The organism is Virgibacillus sp. GM2-2 (genome assembly GCF_055329585.1).
Genome location: NZ_JBUZWC010000018.1, coordinates 16439 through 42852 on the forward strand (window position 1 = coordinate 16439; position 26414 = coordinate 42852).

Here is a 26414-nt window from a genome sequence, read left to right on the forward strand (position 1 = left end):
TTAGTCAGCCTCCCTTTCTAGTTCTTCTTTGGTAATATGATATCCTAAATCATCCTTCAATGAACGAATTAACATACAACCTAATGTAATACCCATACCAATAAATACAAGCGTCAACCATGCATTGTTATCTACTTGGTAAATAAATCCAAATCCAGCAATGAATAATCCAAGAGACATCATGAATGGTAATACTGAGGCATTCGGCATATGGATATCACCAAGTGGCTCAGATGGTGTCATCTTACCTTTCCCTTCTGATTTTTCAATCCATAATGGATCAAGACCACGGACAAGTGGAACCTGCTTAAAGTTATAATGTGCAGGAGGTGAAGCCGTTGCCCATTCTAAAGTACGACCGTCCCATGGATCTGCAGGCGCTTTTTCACCTTTGAAAGCAGTGTAAAGCACGTTAATTACAAATACGATGACCCCAAAAGCCATGAAAAATGCACCAATCGTACTAATTAGGTTACCAAGGTCTAGTCCTTGGTTCGGTAAAAATGTTGAATATCTTCGTGGCATCCCCATTAATCCTAGGAAATGCTGGATAAAGAATGTTAAATGGAATCCGATTATAAATGTCCAGAAAGTTAGTTTCCCCATACCTTCATGTAAAATCTTACCGAACATTTTTGGCCACCAGTAATGAAGACCGGCAAAAATACCAAAGATTGTTCCACCCACAATTACGTAATGGAAGTGGGCAACCACAAAGTATGAATCATGATATTGATAATCAGCGGCTACTGAAGCTACCATTACACCTGTCATTCCACCCAATGTAAATGTAGGGATAAACCCTAAAGCCCATAACATTGCAGAGTTAATGGTAATTTTACCACCCCACATCGTTAAAAGCCAGTTAAATATTTTAATACCAGTTGGTACTGCAATAGCCATAGTGGCAATTGAAAATACTGAGTTTACTACTGGTCCCATACCTACCGTAAACATATGGTGACCCCATACCATGAAACCTAGAAAAGCAATTAGCATAGTAGCAAAAACCATTGCCGTATAACCAAATAAACGCTTTTTAGAAAATGTTGAGAATAAATCACTAAACAATCCGAATAACGGTAAAATCAAAATATAAACTTCTGGATGACCGAATACCCAGAATAAATGCTCCCAGATTATTGCGTTACCACCAAGCGTTACGTCGAAAAACGCTGAATCAAACATACGGTCAAACATTAACAAGAATAGTGCTACTGTTAATGCTGGGAAAGCAAATAAAATAAGTATACTTGTTATAAACGCTGCCCATGTAAATAGAGGCATACGCATATATGTCATACCAGGTGCACGCATATTAACAATGGTTACTAGAAAATTAATACCACCAATTAAGGTACCAGCACCTGCAATTTGGAGCCCTATTACGTAAAAATCAACTCCGTGACCCGGCGATGTAGTTGAAAGTGGGGCATATGCAGTCCAACCAGCATCAGGAGCTCCACCCATAAACCAACTACAGTTCAAAATTAAACCACCGAATAAAAATAGCCAAAATCCCAATGAATTAAGAAATGGAAACGCAACATCTCGTGCACCAATTTGCAAAGGAACTGCGATATTCATTAGAGCAAAAATTAAAGGCATGGCAGCTAGGAATATCATCGTTGTTCCATGCATCGTTAAAATTTCGTTGTACAAACCATTACTTAAAAACTCACTATTTGGTTTCATTAGTTGAATACGAATTAACATAGCCTCTAAACCGCCGACTAGGAAGAAAAAACCACCGCTGAACAAATATAGATGTGCAATCTTTTTATGGTCAACAGTTGTTATATAATCCCAAAGAACAGCTGCGAAGCTTCTTTTATGAGTAGCTGCATTACTCACTACTTTAACCTCCCTCAAACTTCTTCCAGTATAATTAGTAATTTATATTTTCTGATTATCCTGCATCTTCAGGCGATATTTCTGATGGTTTTAACTGTAATAGATAATCAGCAATTTTACTTGCTTCTTCTCTGGACACCTCAGGATATTTGCCGGCCATCTTATTGCCCGGTTTAACTTCATTCGGATCCATAATCCAGCGAATAAGGTTTTCTTTGTTGTATTCCATTACCCCAGCAATGGTTGTACGTTGTCCAAAGTTAGTTAAGTTCGGTCCAACTGCAACTGGAGAAGAACCGATAGCATGACAGCCCATACAGTTATTTTCTTGGAATAGCTTTTGTCCCTGCTGTGCAGTTTCACCTTCCGCTACTGCTTTCGAATCAACATTCTGCATATCTTGTACCCATTGATCAAACTCTTCTGGACTTACCGCAATTACCTTAAAGTCCATTAACGCATGTGAAGGACCGCATAACTCGGCACATTTACCATAGTAAACTCCCTCTTCATAAGCTTTAATAAACATTGTGTTTTCATTTTCAGGATTTACATCCATTTTCCCTGAAATTGCTGGTACCCAGAATGAGTGAATTACATCTGATGACTTCATATTCAAATATACTTTTTCACCTGTTGGGATATATAAATCTTGACTCGTTTGAATCTCCTTACCTTTATAGTTGAAGTGCCACCAGTATTGGTTACCAGTTACCTCAATATTAAGGCTTTCACTTGCTGCAGACTCATCTGCTAAATCAAATGTTGTTGTAACAGTAGGAACAGCAATTATAATTAGTAAAATGATTGGAATCACTGTCCATAGTGTTTCCAATAACTTATTTCCTTCAATTTGCTTTGGAATAAAGCTATCTTGTCCTTTCTTTTTACGGAAACGAACTAAAACTGTAACATATAAAATCATTACAATTATTAAAACAAACAACATTACAACTGTAGTTAGTATAATTAGATCTAACGACTGTTCTGCTCCATATCCCTTAGGTATTAGTGCACTTAAATTTTCCTGACCACATCCTGAAAGAATAAGCGCTAGTGAGCCAAATAGCGTAAAAGCTCGAAGTTTTCCCATCCAACCTTTCATGTAATCATACCTCTCTTTCTCTTGTTTCTTCCTTATATAATTTTGTGATTAAGGACAATTACGAAATTCAATACTTAACTAAAGGGGAAATTGAATGTTACTACTACCATCATTAAGAATAAGATTGTTAAATAGTTCAACGAATAAATAAACATCATATTTGCCCATTTCAAGTCATTTTTCATGAAAAAACCGCTTATACCAAGTGTTAGCCATCCAACGTTTAATAAAGATGCTATCACGACAAACGTCGTACCGAGTGATGTTAGATAGAACGGCAATGGTAAAAGACATGCGGTATATACGACCATCTGGCGTTTTGTAAATTCAAAACCATGTACAACTGGAAGCATAGGAATACCGGCAGCTTTATACTCATCACATTTTTTCATTGCTAGAGCTAGAAAATGTGGTGTCTGCCATATAAACATGATTAAAAACAAAACAATAGCTGCAATATGAAGATTAGGATCAATTGCTGCCCAACCAATTAATGGTGGCATTGCACCAGAAAAACTGCCTATCACTGTATTTAATGTATATCTTCTTTTAGACCACATGGTATATAAGACAACATATGTAAACCAGCCTAAAAATCCTAAAACAGCTGCTTCTATTGTTGTAAGTAATAAGAAGATAAAACCTAGTCCTGAAGTCCCTATACCCAATATAAAGACATGATTTAAAGCGATAGTTCCTGTAACAGTTGGCCTCTTTTTTGTGCGAGACATTACAGGGTCAATATCGCGATCATACCAGTTATTAAGTATACAACCACCAGCAATAACTAAAGCAGTACCAGCCATCGTTAGCAGAAAAGTAGCCCAGTGACTCACAAAAGATGCGTCTACAAAATAAAGCGCTAACCAAAAACCAGTAAAGGTTGTTATCAGATTGGAGTTGACAATCCCTACCTTAATGAGAGCCTTAACATCTGCAAATAATGTCGATTCCATTTCATCTGATGTAGCAACTTTCCCTATCATTCGTGAAGAGGTTGTCTCCACTTTGTTCATTCATATATCCCCCCTTACTTCCCAACACAAAGGCACAAAATTATATAGAACATATGATGGAACGATAGTGTTACTACTTACTATCTCCAAAAGTATCCTATGTATTACCCTAATTGTATCATGAATTTGTATTACATTCTATTTACTATAGATGTATATTTCAATTTTTCCAATTCTATCTGTGACAACATTGTGAAATCTGTGTCGACAATAAAATAAAAGGCATTTACGCCTTTCTTTTAATTGAAATAACTTATAGTATTCCCATTAATTAGGGCTTTATAATGGTTATTTAACAAAAATCCCCTACACTATTTCTAGCAAACAACCGTAAACAATGCAAGGGTTTTTTATTTTTTAACCGAAAATACCCGATAAAACCTGATAATATGACAATTATGTGGAAGGTGTTGATTTTAATTGATTTGCATCATATAGAAGTATTATGATTAGGTTACATTATGTAAAAGAGAGGCATTTTTTTATGATAAAAACAATAAAATGGCTATCCGTTCTTGCAACGATAGGCATGTTTTTAGTTTTAATAGGCGGGTCACTTGTCACCAAAACAGAATCAGGTGCAGGTTGTGGGTCTAGTTGGCCATTATGTGAAGGTCAGTTCATTCCTACTAACATAACACCCGAATTAGTAATAGAACTCAGTCATCGACTGGTGTCAGGAAGTGTTGGCTTTGTTGTTTTAGCATTATCCATTTTATCTTGGAAAAAAATTGGTCATATTCGCGAAGTAAAATTCTTAGCCTTTATGTCTGTTTTCTTTTTGTTTGCTCAAGCTTTAATAGGAGCAGCCGCAGTAAAATGGGGCCAATCTGATTGGGTTCTAGCAGCACACTTTGGTATATCTCTTATTTCGTTTGCATCTGTATTTCTACTTACCATACTAATCTTTGAGATCGATAAGAAATTTGATGCAACATCTTTAGTTATCAAAAGAAAACATCGAATTGAGATTTATGCCCTAACTATTTATACATTGATGGTTGTATACACAGGAGCATTGGTGCGTCACGTCGAGGCGAGCTTAGTATGTGGAGATTGGCCATTTTGCACAAATACTGCCCCACTTGAGCTTTCAGCACTTCGATTTGATCAATGGATCCATATGGGGCACAGATTAGCAGCCGGCTTATTATTTCTTTGGACCATTATTTTGTTTATAAAAATAATAAAGAACTATCGTTATAGCAAGATTATGGTTTGGGGATGGACGATAACGCTTGGACTAATTAGTTTACAGGTGTTTTTCGGCGCAATGATTATATTTACTTTGCTAAACCTAGGTGTAGCATTAATGCATGCATTTGTCATTTCTTGTTATTTTGCAATGCTAAGCTATTTTATCCTATTGTCCAATCGAAGCGCAAAATACGAGCAATCACAAAAGTAGTAGCGATCGCAATGATCGCTACTACTTTTTATGTGGGATTTATTAGCTTCGTAATTGAAGTGTAATGCGAACTAGTGAAAGTTTAAGTTTATGGTAACAGCAACGTTGATTTCCGCTGCAGGCAAGGCTAATGAAGTAACATATTCAACCGTACTGGAAAGGTTGCATGCAGGAAGTCAGCTAGCGGACTCAGGATTCCTTATTTGGGTAAAATAAGGGCAAATGCGGTTGTTATCGGACTGAGGATTCCTTATTTGGGTAAAAACAGTTGAAAATCATGTTTTTTAGCTTAATAAGGAATCGTGTGTCCGTTAACCCTCAAAATAAAGGTAAATAAAGTAAATAAGGAATCCTCAGTCCGATACCAAGCAGTCGCTAGCCCCCTGCTTAGTTGGCAGTTTACGGATACTGCGAAAAAACATTTAATGAAAATAAGTTTACAACTAAAAAAATGGAATTTTGAGGACACCAGATACCTTATTCGAGCAAAATTAGAGTAATGGGCTTGTTATCGGACACAGGATACCTTATTCAGTACAAATGGCCAGATTTCAACCTGTTTTTACTTAAATAAGGCATCCTGTGTCCTCTTAACCCATAAAACACGCACAAAAAGTAAAAATAAGGGCTTCTGTGTCCGCTACTACTGAGTATTCTCTTGTTCTAACTACTCCAGGTAATTACGTTGCAGTTTTAGTTATTCAAATTCAATTAACAGATCATTTACCTTGATGGTTTCCTGATTACTCACGTGAATTGCCTTGATTGTTCCATCAAACGGTGCTTGCACAGTAGTTTCCATTTTCATTGCTTCTGTAATAAGAAGATAGTCACCTTTTTTGACTTTATCGCCCTTTTCACACAGAACCTTTAACACTGTGCCTGGCATGGTTGCTCCAATGTGTTTTGAATTATTTTTATCAGCCTGAGGTTTCGTCGCTAATTGCGATTTAACATTTTCATCCTTAACGACTACCTCTCTTGACTGACCGTTTAATTCAAAATACATTACCCGTGTTCCGTCTGGGTGAGCCTGCGATATAGATACGAGTTTTACGATCAGGGTTTTACCTTTTTCAATTTCCACTTCAATTTCTTCACCAAGTTTCATTCCATATAAGAATGTAGGGGTATCCAACACTGACATATCACCATATGCTTCATAAAAACGGTGGTAATCCATGAATACTTTTGGATACAACGCGTATGAAATCATATCAAAACTAGATACTTGTCGGTCAAGTGTTTTAAATAATGATTCCTTTAATTCAGTAAAGTTCACAGGTTCAAGCAATTCGCCAGGTCTTACTGTAATCGCTTTTTTCCCTTTTAAAATAATGCGCTGAAGTTCTTTAGGAAATCCTTGATATGGTTGACCAATATACCCTTGAGCAAATTCGATTACGGAATCCGGAAAATCAATTGATTCTCCACGCTCATAGATATCATCTTCCGTTAAATCATTTTGTACCATGAACAACGTCATATCGCCAACAACCTTGGATGAAGGCGTAACCTTAATAAGATCACCAAACATTAGATTAACCTTTTGGAACATCGCTTTTACTTCATCCCATCGTTCTTCTAATCCAACTGCCTTCGCCTGCTGTTTTAAATTACTATATTGCCCACCTGGCATTTCATGAAAGTATATTTCTGTATGCGGAGCATTCATTCCGCTTTCGAAGTCTTGATAATATCCCCGTACACCTTCCCAATAATGTGCTAATTTTTCATACGATCCAACATTGATCCGTGGTTGTCTAGCTGTTCCTTCTAGAGCATGATATAACGTCTGAGCGCTAGGTTGGGATGTTAAACCAGCCATTGGACCATTTGCAACGTCAACTACATCTACTCCCGCATCAATTGCTCTTGCATACATATACGTTCCATTTCCACTTGTATCGTGCGTATGCAAATGAATTGGTATTGAAATAGAATCCTTTAGCGTTGAAATTAATTGATATGCCGCTTCAGGTTTCAAAAGACCTGCCATATCCTTTATTCCTAGAATGTGTGCACCTGACTTCTCTAGTTCTTTTGCTAGGTTTTTATAATAGTCGATGTCATACTTTGTTCGGCCTTTATCAAGAATATCACCTGTGTAACACATAGATGCTTCAGCAATTTTATTATTCTCTCTAACAGAGTCAATTGCTAACTTCATTCCTTCAACCCAGTTTAAACTATCGAAAATTCGAAAAACGTCAATTCCGCCATTTGCACTTTTTTCTACAAACTCTTTTATCAGGTTATCTGGGTAATTCTTATATCCTACAGCATTACTTGATCTTAATAGCATTTGGAAAAGTACATTTGGCATCTTTTCCCGAAGCTTTAATAGTCGGTGCCATGGATCTTCTTTTAAGAAACGATACGCAACATCAAACGTTGCCCCACCCCACATTTCAACTGAAAATAACTCTGGCAACAAACGTGCAGTTGGTTCCGCAATTTGCAATAAATCTTTTGTTCGGACTCTAGTTGCCAGTAAAGATTGATGTGCATCACGGAATGTTGTATCAGTAAGCAAGACTTCCTTCTGTTCAGTCAGCCATTTTGCTAATCCTTCAGGTCCTTTTTCATCTAATATTTGTTTAGTCCCGTTTATTATTGGTTGTTGATAATCAACCTTTGGAATCGGTGGTGTTAAGAAAGTTGGCTTTTTCTTCTTTGTCATTCCTTCGAATCCATTTACTGTCGTATGCCCTATATAGGTTAACATTTTAGTCCCACGGTCTTTACGTTTAGGAAATACAAACAGTTCAGGAGTGTGGTCGATAAACGTCGTACTATAATCACCAGATAAGAAATTAGGATGATGGATAACATTTTCTAGAAACGGTATATTTGTTTTAATTCCACGAATACGAAATTCCCTTAAATTACGAACCATCTTGTTAGCTGCTTGATCAAATGTTAATGCCCAAGTAGAAACTTTTACTAATAACGAGTCGTAATGTGGAGATATTTCTGCACCTTGGAATCCATTTCCAGCATCTAACCTTACGCCAAATCCTCCACCCGTCCGGTAGGCCATAATTTTACCGGTGTCAGGCATAAAATTGTTCAACGGATCTTCCGTTGTTACACGGGATTGTATAGCATAACCATTTGTCTTTATTTCGGATTGTGCAGGAATACCAATAGAATGATCATGAATATCTTGTCCTTGTGCAATTTTAATTTGAGTTTGAACAATATCAATACCCGTAATAAGTTCCGTTATCGTATGTTCCACTTGAACACGAGGATTTACTTCAATGAAGTAAAATTCGTTGCCAGTAACTAAAAATTCCACAGTCCCAGCATTGATATAATTTACATTTTTCATTAATTCCACAGCGGCTTCGCAAATTTCTAAGCGCAACGCTTCCGGTAATGACACACTAGGTGCAACTTCAACTACCTTTTGGTGACGTCTTTGTACGGAACAATCACGTTCAAATAAATGAACAATATTGCCGTTGCGGTCACCAATAATTTGAACTTCAATATGTTTTGGGTTTTCAATTAATTTTTCAACATAAACTTCGTCATTCCCAAATGCTGCCTTTGCTTCAGACTTAGCCCGGTCGTATGCTTCAGAAAGTCCACTTTCATTACGTACTATCCGCATACCACGGCCACCACCGCCAAGTGATGCTTTAATAATGATTGGATATCCAGCATTTTCACCAAATGCTTTTACTTCCTCCAATGAAGAAACCGGCCCATCACTTCCTGGAATAACTGGTAATCCAGCTTCTATAGCTTGTGTTCTAGCTTTTACTTTATCACCAAACATATCTAAATGGTCACTTGTTGGACCAATAAAAATAATTCCTTCTTCCTCACATCTACGCGCAAATTGAATGTTTTCAGATAAAAATCCATAACCAGGATGTATTGCATCGACACCAACATTCTTCGCAGTTTCAATGATTCCTTCAATATCTAAGTATGCGTCAATAGGTTTCTTACCTTCCCCTATTAAATATGCTTCATCTGCTTTATATCGATGATAGGAACCAGAATCTTCCCTAGAATAAATCGCAACAGTTCGAATATCTAACTCTGTACAAGCCCGAAAAACACGTATAGCAATTTCGCCTCTATTTGCTACTAACACTTTTTGTATCGTTTTTAACTCGGCCATGACCTTCCTCCTCTAGTGAATCTTTGATTTCGATTTGTCTCTTGATTAACGGCAATTGGTTCTTGTTCTTTTTTCTTAACAGATCTCGCAATGTTGTTTAAAATACCCATTGAAGCCATCATTACTAATAAAGATGACCCACCGTAGCTCACAAATGGTAGTGGTACACCTGTTATCGGTAATAACCCACTTATAGCTCCAAGATTAATGAATGCTTGAATTCCTACCATTGATGAAATACCAATTGCAAGTAAAGCACCAAAACTGTCCTCACATTTTCTCGCAATAAATATTCCACGTAACACAATAATAGAAAGCATACCTATGACGATTACTACACCTACAAAACCAAGCTCTTCTGCAATGACTGCCATAATAAAGTCAGTATGGGGCTCTAATAGATAACCAAGTTTCTGAATGCTATGACCTAGACCCTCGCCTGTAATTCCTCCAACTCCAATTGCTAAGTAAGATTGGATTAAATGGTACCCATCCGTTTTTGGTGTTTCAAACGGCTGATAGGCACCTGTAAATCTAGCCAATCGCTCGTCAGTTACCATTTGAGGCGCAGCCAAGGCGATTATTATCAATCCAGTTACAATTAGAATGGATAAATGTTTAAATTGTATCCCAGAACTAAATATAACTGTACAAGCAATCAAAAAAATAATGGAAGCTGTACCAATGTCTGGCTGCATAAGTATCAAACCTAAAAGAAGACCAGTCATAATTAATGGTGGTAAAACACCCTTTTTAAAATCATTAATATAGGCCTGTTTCTTTGAGTAGATACTTGCCAAATAAATAATTAATCCTACTTTGGCAAACTCAGCCGGTTGCATGCTTACTGGTCCAAAGTCAAACCATGATTTTGAATTATTAACCGTTTCCCCAAAAATCAATACACCTATTAACAATGCAAGCGCAACAAGCACAATTAATTTCATTAATTTTTGATAGTGCCTATAGGAAAAAGCACTACAGAAAATAAATCCAATCATACCTAATACGAACCACTGAATTTGTTTTACAAAATAATGTGTACTTTCATGTCCTTCCATTACTGCAATTACCATACTGGCACTGTAAATCATGACAATCCCAAAGCCCGCTAGAAGTATTGGTGTAATCATAAGCGTAAAATCGTATTCTTTTAATTTCTGTATCATCTTACTTCTCCCTAGTTATGTAATTAAGCAAAGACGAAATAGAAATTTTTAATAGTATAACACATTTAATTAAATAGTGTAACACAAAATAAATTCTTTTCCGTTTTGCTCCCCATATTTTATCTTTTTAATAGTTATTTTTCATAAATTTTATTGCTCGAGAAATCCTCGTATTTTACAAAATAGCCTTATAATAAAAAAACCTTGCCAAATATTATGTCGGCAAAGTTTTGCTACACAAAACAACCTAACATATGTTAAATTGAATTCTGTGCTGCTTCATGTAATATATTAAGCTGCCTCTCGAGATTTTCAAGAAGTGCTTTTCCTTCGTCCTCGCTGATTAACTCCAAGCGCACTGCGAAATCAATCTCTCTAGAAAGACCAAACATCTGAGTATCTAAAACCTCTTCATATAAAGGGCATTGTGGCATCGTTAAATTATCGATTTGAACCTCGATAAGCTTCAGAATTTTATCAGCATCAGCCTTAAGAAGGGCATACGCTCTTTCACGATGATTTACGGTCACCTCAGGAATCAATTGAATCCCTCCATTTAAAAGACTTTCTTATATTTTATATTATCGTTCAAGCCAACAAATTGCAAACGAAATTATTAAAAAAACGAATCTTTTCAATAAGCATCCTATATATGTTTGTGATAAAATGAGTCTCATGAGTAGAATAACATATTAAATAAGTTACATTGAAAGGTGGAAAATAAATGATAGTACCTATAATAGGAAACGTTACATATACGATCACTTTAGATCCAACTGTCTGGATATTTGATGACCGGAAAATAGAATTTGAACGCGCTTTTGATAATGTTACTGATCATCTCGAAGAAGAAGAGGATGTAGAAAGTGCTTCAAGACGTTGGGATCGAGCAGTATCTCAACAACATATTAATCCCCCTATTAATAGAAGCATTTCTAAACTTGAAGGCAAAAAAATATTAGAAGGAACCTATGTAATGCCAATTGATGTGTTTATCAATCATGCTGAACCAAAAGAAGATGCAAAAACAGTTATCTTACTTATCGAAAATGGTGATGATGTAAACATATCACTCGATCAATTGAGAAATTCTTACTTGTTATTTGCAGTTAAAGGAAAGCCAATTAAAGAAGAAGGACCTGTTCATTTATACTTCAAAGACGGTTCAAATAAAGACACTCCAGTGAAAGCAGTACAAAAAATTATTGTTAACTAAAGATATAAAGCTGTTGCTAAATATATAGCAACAGCTTTTTTAGATAGTGTATATTTTTTCAATAACAAACAAAATATAAGCCTAGTACAGTTCTTTCTATAAAGGAGGCAAAAACAATGAGAAAAAGCCTGCGTACAGGTATATATTTTGTAATTTCGTGCTTTATATTAACTGGTTGTCAGTCAAATAATGAAGATATTTCGATGTCAGATGAAGAAAGTAACAATCGTTTTTTGCAAGTTGAAAACTCTGATCCAACTGAAAAACAAACGTTAAGCGATCAAGAAATTGCGGACCATTTAGCTTCAATTGCTAGTGGAGTTGCAAACGTAAATGATGCCACAGCGGTTGTTGCCGGACCATATGCAGTTGTCGGAATTGATGTGGATAAAGATTTGGACCGCTCAAGAGTTGGTACAATTAAATATTCTGTTCTAGAGGCATTGCAACACGATCCCTATGGTAAAACAGCTGTTGTAGTTGCTGATGGCGATATAATGGAACGATTACGTCAAATGGGTGACAAAATGAATCAAGGTTATCCTACTCACGGAGTTCTAGATGAATTATCAGCAATTGTAGGTAGATACATGCCGGATTTCCCAATTAGTGATAACCAGCCAAAGGAAAAAGATCAAAATAAGAAAGTCATTCCAGAAAAAGATGAAAAAAAATTAGACGATATACAAGAAGAACAGTCAAATCATAAAAATAATGAATAAAAAAAGTTTCCTGATTATCGCTTTATAATCAGGAAACTTTTTATTTTTTGTTAAACATATGCTTCTTCCTATTATGTGGTCGTTACTTTATCCTCTTCGTTTTTTACTTCGTTGTAGTAATTTACACCAAATTGAGATCCCTCTGAGACCATTTTGGAATTCTCCAGTTGTGCACGATCTTTATTTTCAACCTGATCTGGAATTCCTGCATCATCTAGTGTTGATTCTTTGTTCATATTTTTAAATTTATTCGTCGTATTTTTCACTGTTGACTTTAGCTTGTCACGATTATTTTTATCCTTCAATAAGAATCCTGCAACGCCTGCTCCTACTGCACCTACACTTGATAATAAATATCTTTTCTTCATCTAATCGCCCTTTCACTTTTTTGTATAGTTATTTATTCCCCACATTAATTTTAATAAAACATGTAATAATTGTAACTTCAATCCAAATGTTCCCTATGTTATGATGGAATTAAATAGCCTAATTGAGGTGAAACAATGCAAGTAAAATGCGCAATATGTGATAAGATAGAGTCAATAGAAGAAAATTGTCTACAGGCGAAAAGACTACGAAACCGTAGAATTCATATGTATTTATGTGGGAATTGCTATGAACGTATAGACGAAAAAACCAAGGAGCGACATGCGACTGGAAATTTCCGATTATATAAAAAACCACAAAAGAAGGAAGATTTAATATAAAAAGGTTGTCTCAAAACAAAGAGGCTCTTTCCCTCATCTACACCTATGGTATCTACCAGGTGAGATTACAGTAGAGGAATGGCCCAAGTTTGAGACAACCTTTTTTAATTATTATTTTTTCTTTTTCGTTCATTATGCAAGCGTAGTCGATAAATGGCTAGAACGATTGCTATTATAATTAAACTTTCCGTAATCGGTAAGCCAAATATACTAAAAATCGTTAATATATATGTTCCAACTGCCAACATGATATAAACAAAGATCGTTTTCAACAGTGGTAATTGTCGAGCAAAACCAAGTTTAAATGCAATTGATCCAAATATAAGATTTAGTACATAAAAAATAGTGAAAATATGTTCCGATCCATATTGTGATAGTATAAATTCAAAAATAAAACTACTGTTCGAATCCATGTGTATCCCCCGTTAATAATAAATATGTATAGAAATTATGCCCTTTCCCTATCATACTAAATCTTCATCCACCTTGCTAGCTAGAACTAATATTTACACAAAAGATTAACATTTTGTATTAATGGATGGTATCATATATACTGGTTGATGTACGTATAATTGAGGTGAGATTCGTGAGTAAAATAAACTATCCAATGCTTTTGTTAGCTGCACTTGTCATTCTCTCATTCTTATCAGTCGGCATTGGCATTGCATATGAGAACATTTGGTTTATATTATTTTTCTTAGTATTAGGCTTTGCATTAATGGGCTTTGGCCTTACATTAAAACGAAAAAGAAAGTGACTCCCTTTGTAGAGTCACTTTCTTCCTTTCTGGATAAAATCGTTTGTGATCGTTTGATGAAGCGAAGAATGGCAAACGAGAATTGAATTTGTTGATACCATATTTAATTCTGCACCAGTTGCAGTAGTGGTAACACCACCAACTTCATTAACAATAATGATGCCTGCTGCAATGTCCCACGGTGAGAGTCTCATTGCCAAATAACCATCCATTATTCCTTCAGCAATATACGCGAACTCTAATGCAGCAGATCCATATGTACGTACTCCTCTTACCGTTCGAACAAATTGCTGCATTACTTTTTCATCAACAAAACGATTCTCGCACAACCAAAAATGGTTCATACCAATCATTGCTTTCTCTAGTGGTACTTCCTCAGACCTAAAAGGAAGTTTCTCTTCATTTTTGTATGCTCCTTCTCCCTTTAAGGCACTGTATAAGATGTCATCCATTACATTATATATAAAGCCAATTTCTCCAACTCCATCGATAAAAATCCCAAGGGAAATTGCAAAGTTTCGTTTTTGCTGAACAAAATTCATCGTTCCATCAATAGGATCTATAATCCAAACCGTCCCATCTAATTTCTCTACTCGATCTCCATAACCTTCTTCACTTAATATCAAATGATCAGGAAAGTTTTTCTTAATTTTATTGGCAAAAAATTTCTCTGTTTCTTTATCCATCGTTGTGACAAGGTCATTGGGGTCAGACTTCGTATCAATCGTTAATGGGTCATCTATCCGGTTGCGAATTGTAGCCCCTGCTTCTAACACCCACTCTTTTGCAGTTTGATACATTTTCTTTCGATTTATTTCATTCATGACGTGAGCCTCCACTATTTAAACTGCTTCTATCATACCAAAGTAAAAAACCAACCACCAAATAGAGCGATTTATATTTGTGGTCGGTTTAAGGATATAGCTTACTCATTTTCTATAGAATAGAGCTGAATTCGAAGTTGCTCTAGCCGTTCTTTTGCTTTTATAATTTCAACTGTATCATTTGCTTTTAATGCGTCAGAAAGTGAAACTAATTCATAATCAATTTCCATTCGAATTACCGGTATCTTTTCCAGTGCTTCTTTTTTCCTCAATGCTTCCATTACGTATTTCATATTCTCATCCTTTCAGATGCTTTTTTTATATATATGACGTTCAGCTGTATTTGGTTAATGACATTCATGTATTATTTTCATATATTCCCAAATACCCATGCTGTTAAACCTATTTACGGTAAGATGAAGTTCTTGACTGTCGATATATTTTGCATAATACTAACTAATAGATAGCTTGAAAAAGGAGAGTAATTATGGGATTCAGAGGATTTGCAAAACGAGACTTTCAAACATTTTCAATTAACGGTTTAGATAAACGAATGGATGCAATAAGAGAACGTATTCAACCGAAGTTTAAGGCAATAGGTGATGTATTAACTGATGATCTAACAACAATGACAGATCAAGACATGTTTTTGCACATAGCACAGCATGCTAGGCGTACGGTCAATCCTCCAAAGGACACGTGGTTAGCGATTTGCCACAATAAACGTGGATATAAGCAGCATCCACATTTTCAAATTGGCTTATTTGATGATCATGTTTTTGTTTGGTTAGCGTATATTTATGAACTGCCAAATAAAACAGATATTGCGCGATCATTTTTGTCGAACATAGATGATATGAAAAATACAATTCCGAGTAATTATGTTATTTCACTTGACCATACAAAAAAGGAAGCTACCACCATTGAAGAGGCTGACTTAAAAAAATCACTCGAACGGTTTCAAAATGTAAAAAAAGCGGAATTTCTTGTTGGTCGTCACTTTTCTTCCGATGATCCGCTTCTTAAAGATGGTAAAAGCTTTCTACAAGAAGTTCACCAGACTTTTGAAACATTATTACCTATATATAAACTTTCTATGAGGGAAGTAGTTAAATAATAGTATGAAAGAGGCTGGGACATAACTACTCCTACCAATTGAAATGACGAACAATAACCTAAATTAGCTCCGGAAATATACGTAGACTCCTGCGGGAGGGATGGCATCGGTGAGACCCCGGAGTGCGAAAGCACGAGGAGGCTCACCAGCCACCCGCGGAAAGCGAAGTATATTTCCGGAGCGGTTTTTTTATACCATTTTATATTATTGTTCGGATTCTATTTAATAAATTTAATTTTGTATGCTTAATTTTTCGCTTGTTTTATTACTGGAAATACCTTATAACCTGAGGCGGTTTCAAATTCTTTAAAATACGTTTTTTCTTCACTTTTTGATGGAACGATCTCTTTAAAACGTTTGTATGCATCCATTATCTCCGTATCATCAGCGGATTGCTCGTAATACTTCTCTATTACTGTGAAAAAATGGACTACGTCAACAATTTCCTGTTTTGACCACAATTCGTTTAATGGATATTGATAATTCATTCATTACACCTCTTTACATCCAGCTTTTTCTTACTGTCTCTGCGTCTTTGATCATCTTGGAGAATAACTCTTCCACCGTTGGAATGTCATCAATTCTAGCAGTTACTTGACCAGCCCAGCCAAATCCTTCTGTATCTTTACCATCATATATATATGCTCTATTTGCAGCACCATTTATAAACGGTTGTAACGTTTCAAAGTTTGCTTGCTTCGATTCCAACTCTAATATTTGATCTGTCCACGTATTTTTTAAAGCACGTGCAGGCGTCCCAAGTGAACGTTTTATCACCACTGTAGAATTTTCATCAGCATCCAACAACGCTTGCTTATATGTTTGATGAGCATCAACACATTCTTTTGTTGCAATGAATCTAGTACCCATCTCGATGCCGTCCGCGCCAAGTGCTAAGGCTGCCATCATGCTCTTACCATCCCCAATTCCACCAGAAGCTATAACTGGTATGGATACATGATCAACGACTTGAGGAGTAAGAATGAACGTTCCAACATCACCACGCCCTAAATGACCTCCCCCTTCCTGACCAACTACCATTACCGCATCTGCACCTAATTCTTCTGCTTTTTCTGCTTGTCTTCTTGCGGCTACAAGTACCAATTTTTTAATAGGATGGCCTTTTACCATATCAAGTACACCTTTAGGATTTCCTCCAGTAACTGAGATTACCGGCACTTTTTCATCTATGGCAGCTTGAACCATATGTTCAAACGGACGACCATGCTGTCCAATTGCAAAATTAACACCGAACGGTTTATCCGTTAAAGATTTAACACGTTTAATTTCCTCACGTAACCTTTCTTCATTCGGTAAACTCATCGCAGTAATTTGACCAAGCCCACCTGCATTTGAAACTGCCGCTGCTAAATCAGCATATGCTAAATAAGCAAGTCCCCCCTGAATTATTGGGTAATCAATAGATAAAAGTTCAGTAACTCTTGTTTTCCATTTCAATTTATACTCAACTCCCCTAATTTATGTATCGATAATCATATGCTAGCACATGTTGAATATTAGTTGCTACTTAAGTAGACTAGAATTATTGATTACAATTTGCTATACTACTCTGGTATTTTACAACGATATGGAGTGCATATAATGAATGAGCAATCACAAACACCGTTATTCAATGGTTTATTAGATCATATAAAGAAGAATCCTATACAATTTCATATCCCAGGTCACAAGCAGGGAAAAGCAGTTGATCCAGCATTCCGTAATTTCATTGGAGAAAATGCGTTTAAGATGGACCTGATTAATATTGGTCCATTAGATGACTTGCATCACCCGCACGGAATGATAAAAGAAGCACAGGACCTTGCCGCAAAAGCTTTTGGAGCAGATCATACTTTTTTTTCCGTTCAAGGTACAAGTGGTGCAATTATGACGATGGTAATGAGTGTATGTAGCCCTGGTGACAAAATTATTGTGCCAAGAAACGTACATAAATCAGTAACTTCAGCAATCATTTTTTCTGGCGCAACACCAATTTTTATCCATCCAGAACTAGACCATCGATTGGGTATTTCACACGGGATTACCCCTACTGCAGTTCGCCATGCATTAGAAGCACATCCAGATGCAAAGGCAGTATTGGTAATTAATCCAACTTACTTTGGAGTGGTTGCAGATTTACAACAAATCGTTGAAGTTTCCCATAGTTATGACATTCCAGTGTTAGTTGACGAAGCACACGGAATCCATATACATTTTCACGAAGAACTTCCACTCTCATCGATGCAAGCTGGAGCTGATTTAGCAGCGACAAGCGTTCATAAACTTGGTGGATCCCTTACACAGAGCTCAGTATTAAATTTAAAGGGCGACCGGGTATCACATGAACGTGTTCAAACAGTCATGTCAATGTTAACTACTACATCGACTTCTTACCTGTTATTAGCTTCACTGGACGTTGCTAGGAAGCGACTAGCTACGAATGGATATGAATTAATTGAAGGAGCTATTCAATTAGCAAACGAAGCAAGAAATGCAATAAATGATATACCACATATGTATTGTGTTGGAAATGAAATTATCGGAAGTGAAGCTATTTATGATTTTGATCCTACAAAGTTAATCATTTCAGTAAAAGATCTAGGAATTTCTGGTTACGATGCAGAAGTGTGGTTACGTGAGAAGTACGCAATTGAAGTAGAACTTTCCGACCTATATAATCTACTTTGTATCGTTACTCCAGGCGATTCTCAGGATACAATTAACAAACTTGTAACTGCATTACAGCAATTAGCAGATGAAAAAGTAGATCGACGCATAGAAAAAGAAATAACTGTTTCAATTCCTGAAATACCATTACTGGCACTTTCTCCTCGTGATGCGTTTTATGCTGAGACAGAAATTATTCCTTTCGTAGATTCAGCAGGTCGAATAAGTGCCGAGTCGATTATGGTGTATCCACCAGGAATTCCAATTTTTATTCCTGGAGAAATCATTACAGAAGACAACATTGCCTACATTCAAAAAAATATCAGTAATGGACTCCCTGTTCAGGGCTTAGAGGATGAAACACTAGAAACGATTCATGTAATAAAGGAACATAAACCATTCAAATAGGGAAAATAGTAGTTATGATAAAAATATAGTTAATAACGACGCAGGGACAAAATAAATGATAAACAGTAATAATGAAAAAACTAATTCCATATTTTCCCTCGTTTTTCATTATTATATAAAAAGGTACCTGGATTAATGCCAGGTACCTTTACATTTACTATTTTTTACAAGTCGGACAAGCACCATAGAGGGTTGTTACTTTTTCATCATCAAAATGTTCAATGACCTCTTGACAGTCTTGACATATGATTGTTCCCATTTCAGCCCAACTCCTTAATGTTTTTTATGATAGCGTATACATATTATAATATGTCACATTTAAATATTCAACCTAAAATAGTATAACTTATTTATTTTTATTACATACTATTAATTTTCATCTCATAACGTGAAAAAGCAGTCACCCAAAACTGGATAACTGCTCTGTTTTTATTATTTTGTTTTTATTAAATGTGGGTCCACAATTTCATAACCTTGTTCGCGTAGACCGATCACAATATCGTTTAACGCCTGTGCTGTCCATTCCCTATCATGCATCAATAGATTGGCACCTGGATTTAGCAGACTATACGTAATATCAATTTCAGGCGCTTTTCCAGTTACCATTGCTTTAGTCAGTTTTTCTGCATTCATATAAGGCTCAAAGTAATCGTATCCGTAAGACCAGTTCATTAAAACCATGCCCTCTTGTTCAACAGTTTGTTTCGTATATTCTGTATTCGCACCATTTGGCGCTCGAAAGAATAATGGTTTTTCATCAATTATTTCTTCAATCAACTTATTAAGCTTAACGATTTCTTCTTTCTGCTCCTCTTTCGATAAATCAGGTAAAAAAGCATGACTATATGTATGGTTACCAATCATAAATCCCATATCATGAATTTGTCTTAATGTTTCTTTTTCTTTAGGTGTATCTAAAAAATGACCGTTAACAAAAAATATTGCACCTGCTTTTAATTCTTTTAATGTTTTGGCCATCTCGAGCGCATATTTATCTGGAGCGTCATCAATCGTTAATAATACAACTTTTTCATTAACTGACTCGTTTATTGGTTCAACTAGCCAATTCGATTGGTTTATTGTATATTTAGGTTCCACCTTTTCTTCTTTAACTACTTCTTCATCATTCTCTTTTTCATTTTTTTCTTTCTGATCGTTGTTCTGTGAATCTGTTTGTATATCCTGCTCTTTTTGTTGTTGCGTGGTAGTATTCGCTTCTTTTTCTTGCGAATCACTGGAGGTGGTACTTCCATTTGTGCAGGCACTTAAGCTTATCAGAACAATTAATAACAGAACGCCTAGTTTTTTCATTCAAGTTCCCCCTTGATGTTAAATCTTCTAATGTAATTATAACGAAAATAGACAACCTTTTGTTACACTATTTCTGAATTTATTTTAATTTATGTGGGAAAGTAAGTTTACATTTTTAACAAGAGGGTAATTTAACACAGTTGAACAGTATCGTTTTTGCATGATATTTTTTCAATCGGAAATAGTAAGTACATTAGTTGAACTATTATTATTAATATGTTTTAATACATAATTGTGCATTTTTTCTATATCCGATAAAAAAATAAAATAAAGAAAGGAAGGAATTCAATGAATAAAGTGACGCGCGTTTTTTGGGTTTCTGCTATAGTTGCAGCGCTATTCATAATATGGGGTATAATTCCCGAAGACGTATTAAAATCAGGTAATCTTAACGATGTAACGGCAAGTATTCAAGGTTTCATTGTAGACAGATTTGGGTGGTTTTACCTTATAAGTGCAACTGGATTTCTAATCTTTGCCTTATTTCTTATTTTTTCAAAGTACGGCAATATAAGACTGGGTAAACCGGGTGACAGGCCAGAGTATTCCTATATAACATGGTTTGCTATGCTGTTCAGTGCAGGTATGGGAATTGGATTAGTTTTCTGGGGAGCTGCTGAACCGATATCACATTTTAATACCCCTCCATATGGAGAAGGCGGAACTGCTGAAGCAGCAAAAACTGCATTACAATACAGTTTTTTCCATTGGGGATTACATCCATGGGCAATATATGCAACGCTTGCGCTTGCACTTGCTTACTTCAAGTTTCGTAGACAATCCTCTGGACTTGTGAGTGCCATTTTAGAACCATTATTCGGTGATAAAATGAAAGGTTCTTGGGGTACGTTAGTTGACTTCATCGTTGTATTCGCAACTATTTTCGGTGTTGCTACATCGCTTGGTTTTGGAGCTATTCAAATTAGTGGTGGACTATCCTATGTATTCGGATGGGATAAAACAATTACCATGCAGTTTATCATTATCCTTATTGTTACGGTTCTATATTTAATTTCAGCGATGACAGGCTTAAATAAAGGAATAAAATATTTAAGTAATACGAATATCGTATTGGCAATCCTGCTCATGCTCTTTTTACTTTTCGCTGGACCAACAAACTTCATTATGAATTTGTTTACAAACACATTTGGTAGCTATATTCAAAATCTGCCTAGTATGAGCTTTAGAATGACGCCATTTGATACTGAAGATACATGGATCAAGGGCTGGACTATATTCTATTGGGCTTGGTGGATTGCATGGGCGCCGTTCGTAGGTACATTTATTGCGCGTGTTTCACGCGGTAGAACAATTAGAGAGTTTGTGTTAGGTGTTTTATTAGTGCCTACTATATTTGGAGCAGTATGGTTTGCTGTTTTCGGAGGATCTGCTATCCACTTAGAATTTATTCAAGATGTAAGTATTAGTAACATTGTTACAGATCTTGGTAAAGAAGCGGCATTATTTGCTGTACTGCAAGAATTTCCACTTGGAATAGTAATGTCAATCATTGCAATTTTACTGATTAGTACATTCTTTATCACCTCAGCAGACTCCGCTACGTTTGTGTTAGGTATGCAAACAACAGGCGGTAGTCTAGAGCCACCAAATAGTGTTAAATTGGTTTGGGGATTAATACAATCAGGTGCTGCTGCTGTACTATTATGGCAAGGTGGTTTACAAGCACTACAAACCGCTTCGATCATTGCAGCACTGCCATTTACGGTTATTATGATTTTGATTGTATTTTCTATGTTGAAGGCATTTAAAGAAGAAGGTAAGCACTCAGATATGAGAAGAAGTAAATAGTAATATAAAAGGGTTAGGTCACATTTATCATGTGCCTAACCTTTTTTAAATGTTAATTTACACTATTTCGATGAAGGATTAGCTACCACTTAATCGTCCTTCTTGATCAACCGAGGCAGAGGCCGCATATTAACGGACACAGGATTTCTTATTTAGGTAAAAATAGGATGAATTCACTATTACTTCAAACTATAACGGCTTCTGTGTCCGTGAATAGACGTATTTGCCCAGATTTTGTACGAATAAAGGATTTGGTGTCCGCTTATCTCAAATCTTCTGAGAGACACTACAATAACGTGATTTTGAATAGATGTTGCACGTAATTTGCAATTAATATCGACTGCGAATCTGTAAGCTTCAAAACAATTAGTTTCTATCACTTTTTGTTCTTAAAAAAATGAGAGCTACTCCTCAGCAGCTCTCATTTTTATTATTTCATTGTATGAATAGGCATTCCTAATGCTACTTCTGCAGCTTCCATCGTAATTTCCCCAAGGCTTGGATGTGGATGGATGGTTAATGCAATATCTTCTGCTGTCATACCAGCTTCAATAGCTAAACCTATTTCAGAAATCATATCACTGGCATTTGGTCCCGCAATTTGTGCACCAATTACCAATCCGTCTTCTTCTCTAGTAACAAGTTTCAAGAATCCATCACTATCGTTTAATGATAGTGCACGGCCATTAGCAGCAAATGGGAATTTAGAAGCTTTTGCTTTGTAACCTGCATCTTTTGCTTCTTTTTCCGTGTAACCTACTGACGCTAATTCTGGATCTGAGAACACTACAGCTGGCATACCAAGGTAATCAATTTCTGATTTTTCACCACTAATTGCTTCTGCAGCTACTTTACCTTCGTAAGAAGCTTTATGTGCAAGTGGCATTCCAGCAACGATATCACCAATTGCATAAATATTTTCTTTGTTTGTACGGCATTGTTTATCAATTTTAATAAGACCTTTATCGTCTACTTCAATACCAACTTGTTCTAATCCAAGTTCTTGTGTATTTGGACGACGTCCGACAGTTACTAATACATAATCTGCCTCAACTGTTTCTTCCTTGCCTTTTGCTTCGTAAGTAACCTTGACACCGTCTTTTGATTCTTCAACACCTTTAGCCATAGCTTCCGTGATGATTGTTACATCTTTTTTCTTCAGACGTTTCTTAACTACTTGTGTCATTTGTTTCTCAAATCCACCAAGAATGTCTTTCGTACCTTCTAATACAACGATTTCTGTACCGAAGTTGGCATAAGCAGAACCAAGCTCAGTACCAATGTATCCCCCGCCAATAACAACCATCTTTTTAGGGATTTCTTTTAAGTTCAACGCACCAGTTGAATCTAACACACGGTCAGAAAACTTGAAGCTTGGAATTTCGATTGGTGAAGATCCAGTAGCAACGATACAGTTGTTAAATGTATAGGTTTGAGAATTTTTATCGTCCATTACCTTAACTGTATTTTGATCAACAAAGTAAACTTCACCTTTTACGATATCTACTTTATTACCTTTAAGTAATCCTTCAACACCAGAAGTTAATTTGTTAACTACTTTCCCTTTCCATTCTTGTACTTTAGAAAAATCAACCGAAACATTTTCAGACTTAATTCCTAGTTCTTCGTTTCCGTGGGCATGTTCTGTTAAATGACCAGCTTGAATCATCGCCTTAGAAGGAATACATCCAACGTTTAAGCAAACTCCCCCTAGGTCACCTTTTTCAACAATTGTTACTTTTTGTCCTAATTGAGCAGCACGGATGGCAGCTACATAGCCACCCGGTCCTGCTCCAACTACTAATGTGTCTAATTCAATCGGGAAATCTCCTACTACCATAACTCTACGCCTCCATCATAATTAATTGTGGATCGTTCAACAAACGCTTAATTTGATTTAATGCTAATTGAGCAGTTGCGCCATCTACAATACGATGATCAAAGCTCAATGACAGTGCAAGTACAGGAGCGATAACAATTTCTCCGTCACGAACAACTGGTTTTTCAGCAATTCGTCCAATACCTAAAATAGATGCTTCCGGATAATTTAACACCGGTGTAAACCATTGTCCACCTGCTGAACCGATATTCGTAATCGTACTTGTTGCACCTTTCATTTCATCTGAAGATAGTTTACCATTACGTGCTTTATCTGCCAATTCGTTTACCTCTTGTGAAATAGCAAAAATAGATTTGCGATCTGCGTCTTTTACTACAGGTACTAGTAAACCTTTATCTGTGTCTGCTGCAATACCAACATTGTAGTAATGCTTGTAAATGATTTCATCTGTATCATCATCTACTGCAGCACCTAAGATAGGATATTTTTTCAACGTTGAAACAAGCGCTTTTGCTACATACGGTAGGTAAGTCAATTTAATATCTTGTTCAGCAGCAACTGCCTTAAATTTCTTACGATGTGCAACCAGTTCTGTCACATCTATTTCATCCATCAATGTAACATGTGGAGCTTTTGTTTTCGAGTTAACCATTGCCTTAGCAATTGATTTACGGATACCGCTCATCTTCTCACGAGTTTCTGGGTATTGTCCCTCAGAAACTTGCTTCTCTTTAGAAGCAGATTTTTCTTCTGTCTGTTCACCTTTTTCCTCGGTTGTTTCTTGTACTTCTGCTTTTTGATCACCATTTAAGAAATTATCAATATCTTCTTTTAATACACGACCATTCTTACCAGAGCCACTAACTTGTTGAATCTTTACATCGTTATCACGAGCATACTTTCTGACAGATGGCATTGCAATTACTCGTTTATCGTCAGAGGATGAGTCTTGATCATCTTTTGATTCTTTTTGCTCTTTCTTATCAGATTGATCCTTTTTATCATCTGATGAGTCTTCTTCTTTTGATTCATTCTTCTCATCAGATTTAGGAGACGCTTCTTTTTCTTCCTCTTCTGATTCATCCGCTTCATCCTCGTAGCCTTCAGCATCAAAAGTAATTAGCGTATCACCAACTACTGCAACTGAGCCTTCTTCTACGTGAATTTTTTTAACTGTTCCCTCTACTGGCGATGGGATTTCAACAACTGCTTTATCGTTCTGCACTTCGCATAACACGTCATCTTCTTTTAGTTCATCGCCTTCGTTTACAAACCATTTTACAATTTCGCCCTCGTGAATTCCTTCACCGATATCGGGCATTTTAAAGTTATATGCCATAAATTACTACCTCCCATCCTTTAATTAAAAGTTAATTACTTCATTCACTTTATTTATAATGTCTTTATGATCTGGTAGCCATACTTCTTCAGCTTGTGAGAAAGCATAAACAGTATCAGGTGCAGCAACACGCAGTATTGGCGCCTCAAGGTGTAAAATTGCACGCTCTTGAATTTCAGAGATTACATGTGAAGCAACTCCAGCTTGACGCTGAGCCTCTTGAACGAACACAACACGATTTGTTTTTTGAACCGATTCTATAATTGTGTCGATATCTATCGGTGAAACTGTACGCAAATCAATTACCTCTGCGTCAACGTCATTTTTCTCCAATTCTTCTGCTGCCTTTAGTGAAGCATGTACCATTGCTCCATAAGAAATGATTGTTACATCTTTACCTTCGCGTTTTACATCCGCTTTTCCAATTTCTACTGTATATTCCTCTTCTGGAACATCCGCTCTGAATGAACGATACAATTTCATATGCTCTAAAAATAATACTGGATCATTATCCCGTATCGCAGCAATTAATAGCCCTTTTGCATCGTATGGAGTAGATGGGATCACAACCTTAATACCGGGTTGTTGAGCAATTAAGCCTTCCAAAGAATCAGCATGCAATTCCGGCGTATGAACTCCACCACCAAAAGGTGAACGAATTGTTACTGGTGCAGTTTTTGTATTTCCTGAACGGTAGCGCATACGTGCCATTTGACCACTAATGGAATCCATTGCTTCGTAAACAAAGCCGAAGAATTGAATCTCTGGCACTGGTCGATAACCTTGAAGCGCTAGGCCAACAGCCAATCCGCCAATACCAGATTCAGCAAGTGGTGTATCAAATACACGATCTTCACCAAACTCATCCTGTAATCCTTCAGTTGCACGGAACACGCCGCCATTTTTCCCTACATCTTCACCAAACACTAGCACATTTTCATCATTTTTTAACTCGATGCGCATAGCGTCTGTGATTGCTTGAATCATTGTCATTTGTGCCATGA

General features: G+C 36.3%; 25 protein-coding genes. 8 read left to right on the plus strand and 17 right to left on the minus strand.

The window, feature by feature from the left end:
* The 3 genes from ctaD to cyoE form a co-directional block, all read right to left on the minus strand.
* Positions 1–1854: a cytochrome c oxidase subunit I gene (gene ctaD / locus ACY9Z2_RS16485; RefSeq protein WP_463610760.1), complete on the minus strand. Its 1854-nt coding sequence runs from the start codon at positions 1852–1854 to the stop codon at positions 1–3.
* Between the two features lie 55 nt (positions 1855–1909).
* On the minus strand, positions 1910–2959 hold the full coding sequence (coxB, locus tag ACY9Z2_RS16490) for a cytochrome c oxidase subunit II (RefSeq protein WP_463610761.1): 1050 nt from the start codon (positions 2957–2959) through the stop codon (positions 1910–1912).
* A gap of 74 nt (positions 2960–3033) precedes the next feature.
* Positions 3034–3975: a heme o synthase gene (gene cyoE, locus ACY9Z2_RS16495; protein WP_463610762.1), complete on the minus strand. Its 942-nt coding sequence runs from the start codon at positions 3973–3975 to the stop codon at positions 3034–3036.
* Positions 3976–4459: 484 nt separating this feature from the next.
* Between cyoE and ACY9Z2_RS16500 the strand changes: the two genes are divergently transcribed.
* Positions 4460–5383, plus strand: coding sequence for a COX15/CtaA family protein (locus tag ACY9Z2_RS16500; RefSeq protein ID WP_463610763.1), 924 nt, complete (start codon positions 4460–4462; stop codon positions 5381–5383).
* Positions 5384–6080: 697 nt separating this feature from the next.
* On the opposite strand, the gene pyc is transcribed toward ACY9Z2_RS16500, so the two are convergent.
* The 3 genes from pyc to ACY9Z2_RS16515 all read right to left on the minus strand — a co-directional run bounded on the left by pyc (position 6081) and on the right by ACY9Z2_RS16515 (position 11235).
* On the minus strand, positions 6081–9524 hold the full coding sequence (gene pyc / locus ACY9Z2_RS16505) for a pyruvate carboxylase (protein WP_463610764.1): 3444 nt from the start codon (positions 9522–9524) through the stop codon (positions 6081–6083).
* Positions 9512–10693, minus strand: coding sequence for a putative lipid II flippase FtsW (gene ftsW / locus ACY9Z2_RS16510; protein WP_463610765.1), 1182 nt, complete (start codon positions 10691–10693; stop codon positions 9512–9514). Before ftsW ends, pyc begins: the two co-directional genes overlap by 13 nt.
* Before the next feature lie 257 nt (positions 10694–10950).
* Positions 10951–11235 (minus strand): Fpa/YlaN family protein, encoded by a 285-nt coding sequence (locus tag ACY9Z2_RS16515; RefSeq protein WP_463610766.1) that lies wholly within the window; start codon positions 11233–11235, stop codon positions 10951–10953.
* Between the two features lie 182 nt (positions 11236–11417).
* Here ACY9Z2_RS16515 and ACY9Z2_RS16520 point away from each other — a divergent pair, with 182 nt between their 5' ends.
* Complete coding sequence (locus ACY9Z2_RS16520; RefSeq protein WP_463610767.1) at positions 11418–11909, plus strand: molybdopterin-binding protein; 492 nt, start codon at positions 11418–11420, stop codon at positions 11907–11909.
* Between the two features lie 116 nt (positions 11910–12025).
* Positions 12026–12631 carry a YhcN/YlaJ family sporulation lipoprotein gene (locus tag ACY9Z2_RS16525; protein ID WP_463610768.1) on the plus strand — a complete coding sequence of 202 codons (606 nt, stop codon included), beginning with the start codon at positions 12026–12028 and terminating at the stop codon, positions 12629–12631.
* Positions 12632–12702: 71 nt separating this feature from the next.
* Here the strand turns inward: ACY9Z2_RS16525 and ACY9Z2_RS16530 are convergent, their stop codons facing one another.
* Complete coding sequence (locus ACY9Z2_RS16530; protein WP_463610769.1) at positions 12703–12999, minus strand: YbyB family protein; 297 nt, start codon at positions 12997–12999, stop codon at positions 12703–12705.
* A gap of 135 nt (positions 13000–13134) precedes the next feature.
* Between ACY9Z2_RS16530 and ACY9Z2_RS16535 the strand changes: the two genes are divergently transcribed.
* Positions 13135–13338, plus strand: coding sequence for a YlaI family protein (locus tag ACY9Z2_RS16535; RefSeq protein ID WP_463610770.1), 204 nt, complete (start codon positions 13135–13137; stop codon positions 13336–13338).
* Positions 13339–13442: 104 nt separating this feature from the next.
* Here ACY9Z2_RS16535 and ACY9Z2_RS16540 read toward each other — a convergent pair whose 3' ends face one another.
* Complete coding sequence (locus ACY9Z2_RS16540) at positions 13443–13751, minus strand: YlaH-like family protein (protein WP_463610771.1); 309 nt, start codon at positions 13749–13751, stop codon at positions 13443–13445.
* A 173-nt stretch (positions 13752–13924) separates the two neighbouring features.
* On the opposite strand from ACY9Z2_RS16540, the gene ACY9Z2_RS16545 reads away from it, so the two are divergent.
* A complete protein-coding gene (locus ACY9Z2_RS16545) occupies positions 13925–14095 on the plus strand; it encodes a DUF5325 family protein (protein ID WP_463610772.1) in 171 nt (56 codons plus the stop codon).
* Between the two features lie 14 nt (positions 14096–14109).
* Here ACY9Z2_RS16545 and ACY9Z2_RS16550 read toward each other — a convergent pair whose 3' ends face one another.
* Entirely contained in the window at positions 14110–14919 is an 810-nt protein-coding gene (locus ACY9Z2_RS16550) for an inositol monophosphatase family protein (RefSeq protein WP_463610773.1), read from the minus strand.
* Positions 14920–15020: 101 nt separating this feature from the next.
* A complete protein-coding gene (locus ACY9Z2_RS16555; RefSeq protein WP_463610774.1) occupies positions 15021–15212 on the minus strand; it encodes a YkzI domain-containing protein in 192 nt (63 codons plus the stop codon).
* A gap of 194 nt (positions 15213–15406) precedes the next feature.
* Here ACY9Z2_RS16555 and ACY9Z2_RS16560 point away from each other — a divergent pair, with 194 nt between their 5' ends.
* A complete protein-coding gene (locus tag ACY9Z2_RS16560) occupies positions 15407–16036 on the plus strand; it encodes a YktB family protein (protein ID WP_463610775.1) in 630 nt (209 codons plus the stop codon).
* Between the two features lie 245 nt (positions 16037–16281).
* On the opposite strand, the gene ACY9Z2_RS16565 is transcribed toward ACY9Z2_RS16560, so the two are convergent.
* Both ACY9Z2_RS16565 and ACY9Z2_RS16570 read right to left on the minus strand, forming a co-directional pair.
* Positions 16282–16524, minus strand: a complete 243-nt coding sequence (locus tag ACY9Z2_RS16565) for a UPF0223 family protein (RefSeq protein WP_463610776.1) — start codon at positions 16522–16524, stop codon at positions 16282–16284.
* 13 nt (positions 16525–16537) lie between these two features.
* Positions 16538–17494, minus strand: a complete 957-nt coding sequence (locus tag ACY9Z2_RS16570; protein ID WP_463610777.1) for an NAD(P)H-dependent flavin oxidoreductase — start codon at positions 17492–17494, stop codon at positions 16538–16540.
* A gap of 144 nt (positions 17495–17638) precedes the next feature.
* Here ACY9Z2_RS16570 and ACY9Z2_RS16575 point away from each other — a divergent pair, with 144 nt between their 5' ends.
* A complete protein-coding gene (locus ACY9Z2_RS16575; RefSeq protein ID WP_463610778.1) occupies positions 17639–19111 on the plus strand; it encodes an aminotransferase class I/II-fold pyridoxal phosphate-dependent enzyme in 1473 nt (490 codons plus the stop codon).
* 157 nt (positions 19112–19268) lie between these two features.
* Here ACY9Z2_RS16575 and ACY9Z2_RS16580 read toward each other — a convergent pair whose 3' ends face one another.
* Positions 19269–19370 (minus strand): GapA-binding peptide SR1P, encoded by a 102-nt coding sequence (locus ACY9Z2_RS16580; RefSeq protein WP_463610779.1) that lies wholly within the window; start codon positions 19368–19370, stop codon positions 19269–19271.
* A 173-nt stretch (positions 19371–19543) separates the two neighbouring features.
* Entirely contained in the window at positions 19544–20422 is an 879-nt protein-coding gene (locus tag ACY9Z2_RS16585; protein WP_463610780.1) for a polysaccharide deacetylase family protein, read from the minus strand.
* 288 nt (positions 20423–20710) lie between these two features.
* On the opposite strand from ACY9Z2_RS16585, the gene ACY9Z2_RS16590 reads away from it, so the two are divergent.
* Positions 20711–22231 carry a glycine betaine uptake BCCT transporter gene (locus ACY9Z2_RS16590; RefSeq protein WP_463610781.1) on the plus strand — a complete coding sequence of 507 codons (1521 nt, stop codon included), beginning with the start codon at positions 20711–20713 and terminating at the stop codon, positions 22229–22231.
* Between the two features lie 430 nt (positions 22232–22661).
* Here ACY9Z2_RS16590 and lpdA read toward each other — a convergent pair whose 3' ends face one another.
* The 3 genes from lpdA to ACY9Z2_RS16605 are packed head-to-tail and all read right to left on the minus strand — an operon-like array spanning position 22662 to position 26412.
* Positions 22662–24071, minus strand: a complete 1410-nt coding sequence (gene lpdA / locus ACY9Z2_RS16595; RefSeq protein WP_463610782.1) for a dihydrolipoyl dehydrogenase — start codon at positions 24069–24071, stop codon at positions 22662–22664.
* A 4-nt stretch (positions 24072–24075) separates the two neighbouring features.
* A complete protein-coding gene (locus ACY9Z2_RS16600) occupies positions 24076–25410 on the minus strand; it encodes a dihydrolipoamide acetyltransferase family protein (protein ID WP_463610783.1) in 1335 nt (444 codons plus the stop codon).
* A gap of 24 nt (positions 25411–25434) precedes the next feature.
* Positions 25435–26412: an alpha-ketoacid dehydrogenase subunit beta gene (locus tag ACY9Z2_RS16605; protein ID WP_463610784.1), complete on the minus strand. Its 978-nt coding sequence runs from the start codon at positions 26410–26412 to the stop codon at positions 25435–25437.
* Positions 26413–26414: the final 2 nt, after the last annotated feature.

What these genes read in the sequence shown, in the direction of transcription:
- coxB (WP_463610761.1), bottom strand. Translation starts at nt 2,959, where the DNA reads ATGAAAGGTTGGATGGGAAAACTTCGAGCTTTTACGCTATTTGGCTCA.
- cyoE (WP_463610762.1), bottom strand. Translation starts at nt 3,975, where the DNA reads ATGAACAAAGTGGAGACAACCTCTTCACGAATGATAGGGAAAGTTGCT.
- ACY9Z2_RS16500 (WP_463610763.1), top strand. Translation starts at nt 4,460, where the DNA reads ATGATAAAAACAATAAAATGGCTATCCGTTCTTGCAACGATAGGCATG.
- pyc (WP_463610764.1), bottom strand. Translation starts at nt 9,524, where the DNA reads ATGGCCGAGTTAAAAACGATACAAAAAGTGTTAGTAGCAAATAGAGGC.
- ftsW (WP_463610765.1), bottom strand. Translation starts at nt 10,693, where the DNA reads ATGATACAGAAATTAAAAGAATACGATTTTACGCTTATGATTACACCA.
- ACY9Z2_RS16520 (WP_463610767.1), top strand. Translation starts at nt 11,418, where the DNA reads ATGATAGTACCTATAATAGGAAACGTTACATATACGATCACTTTAGAT.
- ACY9Z2_RS16525 (WP_463610768.1), top strand. Translation starts at nt 12,026, where the DNA reads ATGAGAAAAAGCCTGCGTACAGGTATATATTTTGTAATTTCGTGCTTT.
- ACY9Z2_RS16530 (WP_463610769.1), bottom strand. Translation starts at nt 12,999, where the DNA reads ATGAAGAAAAGATATTTATTATCAAGTGTAGGTGCAGTAGGAGCAGGC.
- ACY9Z2_RS16535 (WP_463610770.1), top strand. Translation starts at nt 13,135, where the DNA reads ATGCAAGTAAAATGCGCAATATGTGATAAGATAGAGTCAATAGAAGAA.
- ACY9Z2_RS16540 (WP_463610771.1), bottom strand. Translation starts at nt 13,751, where the DNA reads ATGGATTCGAACAGTAGTTTTATTTTTGAATTTATACTATCACAATAT.
- ACY9Z2_RS16550 (WP_463610773.1), bottom strand. Translation starts at nt 14,919, where the DNA reads ATGAATGAAATAAATCGAAAGAAAATGTATCAAACTGCAAAAGAGTGG.
- ACY9Z2_RS16555 (WP_463610774.1), bottom strand. Translation starts at nt 15,212, where the DNA reads ATGAAATACGTAATGGAAGCATTGAGGAAAAAAGAAGCACTGGAAAAG.
- ACY9Z2_RS16560 (WP_463610775.1), top strand. Translation starts at nt 15,407, where the DNA reads ATGGGATTCAGAGGATTTGCAAAACGAGACTTTCAAACATTTTCAATT.
- ACY9Z2_RS16565 (WP_463610776.1), bottom strand. Translation starts at nt 16,524, where the DNA reads ATGAATTATCAATATCCATTAAACGAATTGTGGTCAAAACAGGAAATT.
- ACY9Z2_RS16575 (WP_463610778.1), top strand. Translation starts at nt 17,639, where the DNA reads ATGAATGAGCAATCACAAACACCGTTATTCAATGGTTTATTAGATCAT.
- ACY9Z2_RS16580 (WP_463610779.1), bottom strand. Translation starts at nt 19,370, where the DNA reads ATGGGAACAATCATATGTCAAGACTGTCAAGAGGTCATTGAACATTTT.
- ACY9Z2_RS16585 (WP_463610780.1), bottom strand. Translation starts at nt 20,422, where the DNA reads ATGAAAAAACTAGGCGTTCTGTTATTAATTGTTCTGATAAGCTTAAGT.
- ACY9Z2_RS16590 (WP_463610781.1), top strand. Translation starts at nt 20,711, where the DNA reads ATGAATAAAGTGACGCGCGTTTTTTGGGTTTCTGCTATAGTTGCAGCG.
- lpdA (WP_463610782.1), bottom strand. Translation starts at nt 24,071, where the DNA reads ATGGTAGTAGGAGATTTCCCGATTGAATTAGACACATTAGTAGTTGGA.
- ACY9Z2_RS16600 (WP_463610783.1), bottom strand. Translation starts at nt 25,410, where the DNA reads ATGGCATATAACTTTAAAATGCCCGATATCGGTGAAGGAATTCACGAG.
- ACY9Z2_RS16605 (WP_463610784.1), bottom strand. Translation starts at nt 26,412, where the DNA reads ATGGCACAAATGACAATGATTCAAGCAATCACAGACGCTATGCGCATC.